This window comes from bacterium (assembly GCA_027622355.1).
In the GTDB taxonomy this organism is placed as follows: domain Bacteria; phylum UBA8248; class UBA8248; order UBA8248; family UBA8248; genus JAQBZT01.
Genome location: JAQBZT010000067.1, coordinates 1 through 10,827, shown reverse-complemented (window position 1 = coordinate 10,827; position 10,827 = coordinate 1). Strand labels below are relative to the sequence as shown.

The window sequence follows — 10,827 nt, the reverse complement described above, 5'->3', positions numbered from 1 at the left end:
CTCGGGGACAATTCCTTTTTCCGCTACCGCGCCGCCCACGCCTTCGCGCGGGGGAATGACGCGAAGCGGGCGATCAAAATCCTCCGGGAAGGCTTTTGGCCGGCGATCCAGGGAGGCGGACAGGACCTTCCGGCCGAATTCTGGGAAACCGCATTTCCCCTGCAACTCAAGCGAAAGCTCTCAAATGGCGCGGACCCCCTTCTCGTCAATTCCATCATCATGGCGGAGAGCGCATTCGACCCGAACGCGTTTTCAAGAGCGGGCGCCATCGGGCTGATGCAGCTCATGCCGGGCACGGGCCGCCGGCTGGCCCGGATTCACAAGGTCCGCCTCAAGGATTCGCGGGAGTTGTTCAACCCGCAGGTCAACGTCAATCTGGGGGCCCGCCACCTCGGCAACCTGGTACGCACCTTCAAAGGCGCCCTCGTTCCCGCCATCGCCAGTTACAACGCCGGACAAACCCCCGTCAAAAGATGGTGGCGCGCCCGCGGAAACGACTCCATCGAGGTTTTCATCCAGCGCATCCCCTACGAGGAAACCCGCAAGTACATCCAGCGGGTGCTCGGATACTACTGGGAATACCAGCGCATCTACGCCCGGATGAATCTGCCCCCATCCCCCGCGGGTCAAACGCCGTGACGCCCCCTCCTTCGAAAGAGCGCATCGCCGTCGGGCTCATGTCGGGAACCTCGGCGGACGGCGTGGACGCGGCCCTTTGCCGCATCGCTCCCGGCCGGATCCCGATGGTGGAACTTTTGGGGTTTCATGCGAGGCCCTATCCAAAGGACTTGAGGGCGCGGGTCCTTCTCGCGGGGGGTGAACCCGGCCTGGGCACCGCGGAGATCTGCTCGCTCCACAGGGAAGTCGGTGAAGTCTTCGCCGAGGCGGCCATCGCACTCATTGCGGAAAGCGGCGCCGTGCCCGATCAGGTGGATTTCATCGCCAGCCACGGGCAGACCATCCGCCATTTGCCGGAAGGAGGGGCCGGCGCCCACGGCGCCCTTCTTCCCTCGACGCTTCAAATCGGCGACGCGGCGATCATCGCCGAGCGGACAGGATGCACCGTGGTGGCCGATTTCCGCTCCCGCGACATCGCGGCGGGCGGCACCGGGGCGCCCCTCACCCCGTGGGCCCACGGCCAACTTTTTGGAAAGGAAAACGAAATGGCCGCTTTTTTGAACCTCGGCGGTATCGCCAACATCACCCTGATCCCGCCCCGCGGCGCGGAAGGGATGACGGGGTTCGACACCGGGCCCGCCAACATGCTGCTCGACGCACTGATGGAGAAAACCACGGGCGGGGCCGAGCGCTTCGACCGCGGCGGCGCACGGGCGAAAAAAGGCGCGGTACACGAAGCCGTGCTCCGCGAACTCCTGCGGCATCCTTATCTGTCCAAGGCGCCCCCGAAAAGCACCGGCCGGGAGACTTTCGGAGCGGGGTTTCTGAACTCGGCCCTCGAATCGCTGGAGCGGGAAGGGGCCTCTCCCGAAGATCAAATGGCCACGCTGACCGATTTTTCCGCGGAATGCGCCGCCCGCGCCATCCGGGAATTTTTTCCGCGCGATCAAACTGTCTCCGAGGTTATCGCCGGCGGCGGCGGCGTGCACAACGAAACGCTCATGGCATTTTTGCGTGAAAAACTCTCCCCGCTGCCCGTGGTCGGCAGCGCCGAGCGCGGCTTCCCGCCGGATTCCATCGAGGCGATCGCCTTTGCCCTCCTGGGCTGGGCCGCGCTGAGCGGAATTCCAGCCAATGTTCCCGCCGCCACAGGCGCGAAAAGGCAAGTCATTTTGGGAAATATCACACCCGGGCGGAACCACATCACATTTTTGAAGTGACCCGCCTCACTGACATTTTTCTGCATAACAGGCAAATTGATATTGACGAATGATAAGGGGGGTACACCATGACATCCGCCTTGATCGAAGAGGTTCTCGTGCTGACCGAAGAACTCATCCGGATCCCCAGCGAGAATCCGACCGGAAACGAGAGCGCCATGGCAGATCGGCTGGAAACTTTTTTTCACGGCATCGGCGTCAGCGTCGAGCGCGATTCCGTCGAGCCCGGCCGTGAAAATCTGACCGCCGAGGTGGGCGGCCCCTCCGGCGAGCCCGCCCTCGTCTTTTTGAACCACATGGACACCGTTCCGGCGGGGGAGGGCTGGACCAAAAGTCCCTTTGCGCCGCTGCGCGAGGGAGGGCGCATCTGGGGCCGGGGCGCATGCGACATGAAGGGCGGTCTGGCCGCCGCGCTGATCGCTTTCAAATTTCTCAAAAAGATGGCGGATGGCGGCGCCAAAATTAGGCGACCGGTGCGCTGCTGCCTGGTGGTGGACGAAGAGAGCCCGTGGATGCGGGGGGCGGCGTCGGCCGTCACGCGCGGGCGCATCGGCCCGGCGGACATCGTACTCTCCTGCGAGCCGACAAACCTTCATTTGATGACAGCCCAGAAAGGGGCCATGTGGTACGAGATCTTTTTCACCGGTAAAAGCGCACACGCCGCCGCTCCGCACATGGGCGCGGACGCGATTTACGCCGCCGCGCAAACCATCATCACGCTTCAGGATCAGGTGGACGGACTCGCCCACCGTCACCCCGAACTCGGAAAGACAACCGTGGTCGCCAGCGTCATCGAGGGCGGGAGAAAGACGAACATCGTTGCCGATCGGTGCCGCGTCGAGGTGGACGTGCGGTTCGTTCCGCCGCTGAAGGTGCCGGACATTCAGGAACTGGTGGAAAAAGCGGCGGCCGAGGGATGCGCAGCGGCCCCCGGCACAGCAGGAAGGGTCGCCGCCCTGTCCGTCGATCGCCCGCCCATCCTCTCCGACGCGAAAGATGATTTCACGGAACTCATGCGGGAGGCGTACCGCGACACGACGGGAGAGGAATTGAGGATGGGCGGCGTCAGCTATTACTCCGACGCCGGCCTGGTGGCCGCCATGACCGGAAGCCGGCGGTGCTTTCTCTTCGGCCCCGGAAACATCGAACAGGCCCATGCGCCTGATGAATTCATCGAAACCGCCCAACTGGAAACGTCTGCACGAATACTCGTCGAGCTCGTGGAGCGTTTTTCACTGGGGAAAAAATAAAATGAAAACCCAACAGCCTTTTCGGCCCCTGAACGAATCGGAGGTGAAGCGAATTGTTTTCCGAAAAGCGCTTCCCTGGGAGATTCAAATCGTCATCAACAAGCTCCAAGGCAGCTATGAATTCTTCCGGGAGATGACGGAATTCGAAATCGGGGAAATCCTCAAATTATGCAAACGCGTAACTTTTGAATCGGGACGGCACATTTTCAGAAAAGGGGAGACGGGAACCTCATTTTATTTTATTGTATCGGGTGAAGTGATTATCCGCCTTGGGGAGAAGGAGGTGGCCCGGCTCAAGCCCGGTGAAATCTTCGGAGAGATGGGCATTTTGGAGGACGCCCCCCGGAACGCCACGGCATGCGCCGGAGAGAAAACCATTCTGCTCGCCATCTCCAAAGAAATACTCGAAAACGAAGACCCCGCCGTCGGGTACAAAGTGGCGATGGGCCTTTTAAGACAGCTTTCCCAAAAACTACGGGAAGCCGACAGGCAGCTGAACGAAAAAGAAAGTCCGTCTTGAGCGGCGTAAAAATGATAATATTTCGGATTGTGTGAAGTTCGTAACGAGCGGAAATTCACGGAGCTGCAGAATGCCCGATTCTCCATCAGGTCAGCCGCCGGCAGAGCACCCGTCGGCTTTCAAAAAACTCAACTTCGTCAAGCGCGAGCTTCCGCTGCAGCTCCGTACGCTGATCCGGAAACTTCAGAAAAACTACACATTCTTCGGCGACATGCTGGAGGACGAGGTGGGTTCTTTCCTCCGGTTGTGCAAGAGAGATACCTACGGCCCCGGAGATGTCGTGTTTCGCGAAGGCGACATCGGTGAAGAGTTCTACCTGATCGTTTCCGGTGAGATTATCATTCGCATGGGTGATCGCGATGTGGCGCGCCTCGGCCCCGGCCAGGTGTTTGGTGAAATGGCCATGTTGGAGAGCGCGCCCCGCTCCGCGTCCGCAATCCCCGGAGAGGGCACGGTTCTCTTCACGATAACCCGGAAAATACTGGCCACAAGAATGCCAGCGCTCAGCTACAAGGTGGTGGTCAACATCGCCAAGCAGTTGTCCGAAAAACTCCGGGAATCCAATCAGGCAATCGGCGAGATGAACAAAAAAATCTCTTTGGAAAAAAACAACGCACCCGAAGAAGAGAAACTGGTGGAGTAGCCCCATGCGTATTTTTTTCTCAGCTCATTTGCCGCGCCCGCACCGGGAGCACATATGTAGATAGGAAAACCCCATGAATATGCCGCCCGACAGAAAAACCACCCATGCGAATCCCCCTTCCGCATCCTTCAAGCTCACAAGGGAAGGGGCCCCTCCCATCGAAGACCTCATCTCCAAGCTCCAAAACCATTACGAATTTTTCCGGGAGATGGACACCAGCGAAATTCTCCGGTTCTTCAGGCTGTGCGGACGGAAATCCTATCATCAGGACGAAATCATCTTCGAGGAAGGGGATCCGGGCGACACCTTTTACCTGATCGTGTCCGGCGAGGTGCGCATCTCACTCCGGGGAAAGGAAATATCGCGTCTGGGGATCGGGCATTTTTTCGGCGAAATGTCCATTCTGGACGATTCCCCCCGCAGCGCGACGGTGACCGCCGCCAAATCGACGCTGGTGCTCGCCGTCGACCCGGGAATTTTGAGCGGGATCATGCCCAGCTTCGGATTCAAGGTGGCACTGCATCTCGCCCGGAACCTCTCCCAAAAACTGCGCGAGACGGACAATAAACTTCAAAATTGAGTTTTGTCAGGAATTCTCGGCCCGCTCGACTTCCTCGAGAACCTGGCGAACGTTGGCCAACTGCTCCTCCGCCCCGGCTCCCCGGAAAAGATCGCGCGCTTCATTCAGGCAGACACGCGCCTGCGCGTAGCTTTCCCGCTCGAAAAACACCCGCCCCAGATTCCCGAGCGTCGTCGCCTGCCCAATCGGATGGCCCTCTTTCCGATTGATTCCGAGGGCGGCCTCATAGGCGGACTGCGCTTCTGCGAGATCCCCGCGGAAGTAATGAATATTTCCGATGTTGCTCAAATTGGCCGCGATGCCCTTGTCGCTGCCCAACTCGCGGTGCAGCGCGAGGGCCTGCTCATAATATTCCAGGGCGCGCGTGAACTGATCCTGGCCGGAATATGCGATTCCCATCTGTCCCAGAACAAGCGCCTCGCCCGCCTTGTCCCCGCTGCCCTGGCAGATATGCATGGCTTCCTCGAGATTCTTCAGCGAGGCCTCGATTTCCCCGAGATCGCCCTGAATGGCCGCCAAACCCACCAGCGACCGGACCCGCAGGATCCCGTTGTGGCCCTTTTGGAATAGCAGATTCGCTTCATACAGATGGTGGCGCGCCTTCTCCAGATCGCCGAGCCGCCGGAAAAGCTGGCCCGCCCGCAGGTGCAGCTGCGCCTTCACGTCCAGCGCCCCGCCGGCGTCCATTCCCTCGATGGCCGCCTCGGTAAATTCCGCAGCGCGGGCGGCATCGCCCTTTTCCAGATACAAGAGCGCGAGGTTTCTCTGGACCGCGTTTTGCAGCGCCCTGTTGCTTCCGGCTTCCCGAATCGCTTCGCGGCAGTAGGAAATCGCCGGGTCGATCTTTCCCTGATCGTACATCGCCACCGCCAGGGCATTGAGCACCGGCCCGAGACGGTCGGAGCGGCGCAAAGCCTCCTTCAACTGGACGACGGCCGAAGCGCCACGGCCCAGAAACAACTCCGCGATTCCCAGGCGGAGATACTCCTCGGACAACGGTTTCTCCCGGCCTCCTTCGCGGGCCTCGATATCGGCGTGCGCTCCCGCGGCGGCCGATTCCGCCCCGGCCGGCAACTGCACATCACGCGCATCCAGGTAGATCAGATCGCCCGGGCAAATCTCCGAGACCAGCCCAGAAATTTGCGCCAGCGGAGAACCAGAAGGGGCAGGAGCGGCGACTTCCGCGGGAGACGCCGCCTTCGGTTCGGACGCGGGGAGAGCCGCGGGCGCCTCTGCGGGGGGAGCAGAGGGCGTTTCTTCTTCTTCATCGTCTCCCCAAATGCTCGATTCCTCCTCCGCCTCCCCAACCATCCCGGGAGGTGGTCCTGCGGGCGGCGGCGCCTGCGCAGCGGCGGGCGCGGGTTCTTCCTCTCCCGGCTCCCCCATGACGGAAAAGACATCGAGCGGCTCCTCCTCGCCCTCGCTCAACAAAACCATTTCATCGTCTTCGATGGATTCTGCCCCGGCGGATGCATCCGCAGCACTTCCCGCGGCCGGCGCAGGCGCGGAAACTTCTTCGTCCTCGAGCAGCTCGATCTCCTCCTCGGCGGAGGCATCCGCCAGATCGAGCACGATTTCTTTTCCCGCCTGGGAATCCGCATCGGAAGATATTTCGTCCCCGGGCGAATCCGGCGCGAACACAAATGGGGCATCCTCCGAAATCGCCTCCTCCGGCTCGAGAACCATCTCTTCCCCGCCCGCCGCTTCCTCCGAAACGAGCGAATTTTCCTCCTCCGCGGCAGGCAGCTCCGAAATGAGCCGTGTGTCTCCCTCTTCTTCGGCGGTTTCGGCGCCGAGAAAAATTTCCTCGGCCCCACTCTCATCCGGGGGCGTCTCCGCCGCGGGAACTGGGACACGCTCTTCTTGCATGAAAGCCCCGGGGCCTGCCTCTTGCCCGATTTTCGCCTCCACATCGGCGGCCATCCCGGCTTCGACTTCAGCGGGCGGAAAAAAAGCCGGTTCATCTTCGCCGGCCCCGCCGATCATGGTCTCCATGGCGAAAGGCTGCTCACCCTCGCCGCCGGGCTCAGGTGCGAGTTTCTGATCGGCAACCGCCGCCTCTTCCACGGTGAGATCGTTCGGGGCATCGATCGATTCGAGAGAAATTTCCGCCGTATCCTCTGCTGCCTCCTCACCCGAAAAAACAGCCGGGGCGGCTTCTTCATCTCCGGCCAGCGGCGCGGCGGCGCCGTCTTCTTCCTTTTCTCCGGTCACATCTGCCACAGAGGCACCGGGGGAGGCGGCCTCCTCCTCCGGCAGCGACTGGAGAACATCGAAGAAATTCGGCCCCTCATCCTCAGGAAGAAGGAGGGATTCGTCATCCGGAGGAGGTCCGGCGGCGGCCGGTGCATCCAGGCCCTCGCCCACCTCGAGCCCCACGACGTCCGGCGCCTCCTCCGCGGCTTCAAACTCATCGTCCATATCTTCCAGCGGGTCGAAAGATTTTCCCGGCGCATCGATCGGGGCGGCCACTTCCGCCGTTTCGTCTTCCTCTATGAAAGGCGACGCCGATTCGAACGCGCCCGGCGCAGAAAATCCTGGAGTGGAGAGAGAGATTTCTTCTTCTTTTTCCGCTTCGGCAGGGGGCGTTTGCGAAACGATTTTCGGCGCCGGCCGGGAAGGGGCATCGCCCAGACCGATGCCCATCAGCTGGGCCACTGTCCGGCGCGGCGCGGCACCGGGGGCGGAGGAGAGGGTTTCCCACCAGGGCCTTTTCCCGGAATCCGGTATCCTCCCGTCTGCCCGTAAGTCCTCGACGGCCTCGCCGGATGTCCCGCCATTGGCGGCGAAAGAACCCGCAGATGGTGCGCCCGCGAGGGGCTCCACATCCCCCCCCGGCTTTTCGTGCGCAAAGAGCGGCGCATTCTCCCTGCCTCTGGCAGCTCCCGCTTCACCCGGCGGCCCTTCTTCCGCCGCGAAGACATCCCCGCCGATGCGCTCGACCCCCCTCGGGGGGCCGGGGGCGTTCGAGTCCGCCTCCTCCTCCGTCTGGAAAGAATCCCAGGTTTCCTCGGGGAAGACGTTCCGGCTCCGGGAGCGGCGGAAGAAAATCCACAGGCCCGCAATAGACAAGAGGCCGATTCCGCCGACCAGCGCCAGTGTGGTGTAAAGATCCGCCATCTATCCTCCGTTCCCGCTCAGGCCGCCTGTTTCCGCAAGGCCCGCCCGGAGCGACGGCCCGTATGGGCACCATCCTCCACCACCGCGGTGCCATTGACTATGACCATCTCGATTCCCTCCGGGTAGGCGATGGGCCGCTCAAACGTCGAACAGTCGCGCACACGATCAGGATCAAACAAAACCAAGTCCGCCTTGAGGCCGGCAGCGATGCGCCCCCGATCCAGTATACCGAGACGCTGGCACGGGTCCCACGTCATTTTTCGGATGGCCTCCGTCAAGGGGAAAAGGTTTTCATCCCGCGCCAAATTCCCGATAACGGCGGGAAAAGTGCCGAAATTGCGCGGATGGGGATGCCCCGCCCCCAGCGGCGGCTCATGCGTCAGCGCCCCCGCGTCGGAGCCCACCATCACATAGGGCTTGCGCAAAATTTCCCGCATATTTTCTTCGCTCATCATGAAGATCAGGATTTCGACGTTCATTTTCTCCTCGGCCAGAAGATCCATCATGGCATCCACCGGCTCCGTTCCCCGCCGCAACGCCGCCTGGGCGAGGGTCCGGCCTTCATGAACCTTGTTTTTCTCCGTCACGACGCGGCTGATCATGATCTGGTCCCAGTAAACGGGCTCCGGGTGCGCCGCCAGGGTCTCGGCACGGATGCGCGCCCGATCTGCGGGATCGCGCAGGCGGGCCAGCTTCTGTTCCAGCGAGCCGTCGTGTACCCAGTCGGGCACCAGCGCGCTCAGATGGGTGTTCGACGCTGTGTAGGGATAACGATCACAGGTCACATCCTGCCCCCGATCGCGCGCCTGCTCGATGAGGGCGATGGCGTCGTTCAGCTTTTTCCAGTTCCGCTTACCGGCCGTTTTCAGGTGGCTGATCTGCAGGGGAAGATTCGCGGAAGCCGCCGCCGAGATCACCTCCTCGATCGCTTCGAGAAGCCCGTCTCCCTCGCTCCGCATGTGGGTGGCGAGAAGGCCGCCGTAGCGCGCGGAAATCCGGCAGAGCGCAACCAGCTCCTCCTTGTCGGCGAAGCAGGCCGGGGCGTAGACCAGCCCCGTGGAGAGGCCGAAGGCGCCCTGCGCCATCCCCTGCGCCACCATCTCCGCCATCCGGGAAAGCTCCCCGGCGGATGCGGTGGCCGCCTTTCCGCCCATCACGCTCTCCCGGATGGTGTTGTGGCCGATGAGGGGCACGTAATTGATCGAAAGCCCGCCCGCCTCCATCTGTTTCAAGTGTCCGTCGAGATCCGTAAAGGGAAGCTCCAGATCGAACTGCTCCTTGTAGCTGCGGCGGCGCTCCTCGAGCGCGGGTCCCGCGATCGGCGCGGCCGCATAGCCGCAGTTGCCGCCTACATCGGTCGTGACTCCCTGGCGAACCTTCGCCTCGGCGGTCGGGTTGATCAGCAGGTAGTAGTCCGAATGGCCGTGGATATCCACGAAGCCGGGGGCCAGGGCGCGCCCCGCCGCCTCGACGGTGCGGCGGGCCTCTCCCGGAAGATCGAGGCCCACGGCGACGATCCGGTCCCCCGCCACCGCCACATCCGCCACATGGGGAGGCTCGCCGAGGCCGTCATAAACGGTGGCTTCACGGAAGAGGAGATCGAACATGGCACTCTCACGGGGCGACAGGAGAGAGAGGGCGGGGCCAGCCTCAGGGCTGGAGAAATTATCGTCAAAAACTCATTGTACTTCAATCTGTTCCGCGCCCATCACCCATTCGCCTCCCACCATCGCCATCTCGCACACCAGGCTTTCGGGATGCAAAACGCACAGATGGGCCGGCGCGCCGGGAGAGAGCTGGCCCCTCCCGGGAAAGAGGCCCAGCAATTGCGCCGGTTTCGAGGTGGCCATGGAAAGGATCGCCCCGGGCGGAAGATCGCTCCAGGCGCGGAAAAGCGGAACCATCTCGCCGAGGGAAAGACGGCTTCCGCTCAGAATCCCGCCCGACTCGACCGTCCGCGCGGAGGGGGTTGTCTCTTCATTTCCGGAAAGTCCCCTGTCCGAAACCAGATCGGAGGTGAGGATCGTTCGCTCCCATCCCTTGGCGCGAACGAACGCGGCCGCCACCCCGGGCCGGACATGCACCCCGTCGGCGATCAAACCGGCCGTGATCTGCGGATCGGCCTGAACGATGCCCATCGGCCCCGGCGACCGGTGGGCGGGACCCCCTTGGCCGTACCGGTTGAAGGCGTGCACCGCGAACCGCCCGCCGGCCTGAACGAAGGCGCGAATCTCCTCGTCAGACGCCGCGGTGTGCCCCATGGCCACAATCACGCCGCGGCCGGCCAGCTGGCGCGCGGCCTCTGCGGCACCGCGCAGCTCCGGGGAGAGGGTGATCAGGCACAGGCCCGGCCGGCCCGCTCTTCCGTATCCGCCGGCGGCGGCGGCGATTCGATCCACCTCTTCCAGATCGATGGCGCGAAGATGGGCCGCCGGGTGTGCGCCGCGCATCTCAGGCGAGAGAAAGGGGCCCTCCAGATGAACGCCCAGAATCTCCGCCTCGGCGAGCTTCGCCCGACGCTGCGCTTCCCAGGCGTGCCGTGCCGCTTCCGCGGCACGAATCAGCGCTTCGGGAGCTTCCGTCGTCAGGGTGGGAAGAAAGGAAGCCGTTCCGCGCCGGGCGAGGGCGGCTGCGACCCGCGATACCGCCCCGGCCTCTCCGGAGAGAAGCGAGTCCCCGCCCAACCCGTTGACCTGCAGGTCAATAAAGCCCGGGCAGATCGCTCTTCCATTCAAGGAAACAATTTTTGCGCCAGAGGGGAGCGGCCGCGCGCCCCGGGGCCCGATCCAGGAGATGCGGCCGGCATCGACGCAGACAATCGCGTCGTGGATTTTTTCGACGGGGGTGTAGGCCTCGCAGTCGCTGAGAACGAAGGA

9 protein-coding genes are annotated in these 10,827 nt (G+C 62.8%); 6 read left to right on the top strand and 3 right to left on the bottom strand.

Features of this window, described 5'->3' with window-relative positions; genetic code table 11:
- The 6 genes from O2807_05775 to O2807_05750 form a co-directional block, all read left to right on the top strand.
- On the top strand, nt 1-639 hold a 639-nt coding region (locus O2807_05775), incomplete at its 5' end, for a lytic transglycosylase domain-containing protein (protein ID MDA1000011.1).
- Entirely contained in the window at nt 636-1,838 is a 1,203-nt protein-coding gene (locus tag O2807_05770; GenBank protein ID MDA1000010.1) for an anhydro-N-acetylmuramic acid kinase, read from the top strand. The genes O2807_05775 and O2807_05770, both read left to right, overlap by 4 nt.
- A gap of 68 nt (nt 1,839-1,906) precedes the next feature.
- On the top strand, nt 1,907-3,088 hold the full coding sequence (locus tag O2807_05765; protein ID MDA1000009.1) for a M20 family metallopeptidase: 1,182 nt from the start codon (nt 1,907-1,909) through the stop codon (nt 3,086-3,088).
- 1 nt (nt 3,089) lies between these two features.
- Nucleotides 3,090-3,608: a cyclic nucleotide-binding domain-containing protein gene (locus tag O2807_05760; GenBank protein MDA1000008.1), complete on the top strand. Its 519-nt coding sequence runs from the start codon at nt 3,090-3,092 to the stop codon at nt 3,606-3,608.
- 70 nt (nt 3,609-3,678) lie between these two features.
- A complete protein-coding gene (locus O2807_05755; protein MDA1000007.1) occupies nt 3,679-4,251 on the top strand; it encodes a cyclic nucleotide-binding domain-containing protein in 573 nt (190 codons plus the stop codon).
- A gap of 73 nt (nt 4,252-4,324) precedes the next feature.
- On the top strand, nt 4,325-4,831 hold the full coding sequence (locus tag O2807_05750) for a cyclic nucleotide-binding domain-containing protein (protein ID MDA1000006.1): 507 nt from the start codon (nt 4,325-4,327) through the stop codon (nt 4,829-4,831).
- A 6-nt stretch (nt 4,832-4,837) separates the two neighbouring features.
- Here O2807_05750 and O2807_05745 read toward each other — a convergent pair whose 3' ends face one another.
- The 3 genes from O2807_05745 to O2807_05735 all read right to left on the bottom strand — a co-directional run.
- Nucleotides 4,838-7,951: a tetratricopeptide repeat protein gene (locus tag O2807_05745; GenBank protein MDA1000005.1), complete on the bottom strand. Its 3,114-nt coding sequence runs from the start codon at nt 7,949-7,951 to the stop codon at nt 4,838-4,840.
- A gap of 17 nt (nt 7,952-7,968) precedes the next feature.
- A complete protein-coding gene (locus O2807_05740; protein ID MDA1000004.1) occupies nt 7,969-9,558 on the bottom strand; it encodes a D-aminoacylase in 1,590 nt (529 codons plus the stop codon).
- Nucleotides 9,559-9,630: 72 nt separating this feature from the next.
- A partial coding sequence (locus O2807_05735; protein MDA1000003.1) for an amidohydrolase family protein occupies nt 9,631-10,827 on the bottom strand: 1,197 nt, incomplete at its 5' end.

What these genes read in the sequence shown, in the direction of transcription:
- O2807_05765 (MDA1000009.1), top strand. Translation starts at nt 1,907, where the DNA reads ATGACATCCGCCTTGATCGAAGAGGTTCTCGTGCTGACCGAAGAACTC.
- O2807_05740 (MDA1000004.1), bottom strand. Translation starts at nt 9,558, where the DNA reads ATGTTCGATCTCCTCTTCCGTGAAGCCACCGTTTATGACGGCCTCGGC.
- O2807_05755 (MDA1000007.1), top strand. Translation starts at nt 3,679, where the DNA reads ATGCCCGATTCTCCATCAGGTCAGCCGCCGGCAGAGCACCCGTCGGCT.
- O2807_05750 (MDA1000006.1), top strand. Translation starts at nt 4,325, where the DNA reads ATGAATATGCCGCCCGACAGAAAAACCACCCATGCGAATCCCCCTTCC.
- O2807_05745 (MDA1000005.1), bottom strand. Translation starts at nt 7,951, where the DNA reads ATGGCGGATCTTTACACCACACTGGCGCTGGTCGGCGGAATCGGCCTC.
- O2807_05760 (MDA1000008.1), top strand. Translation starts at nt 3,090, where the DNA reads ATGAAAACCCAACAGCCTTTTCGGCCCCTGAACGAATCGGAGGTGAAG.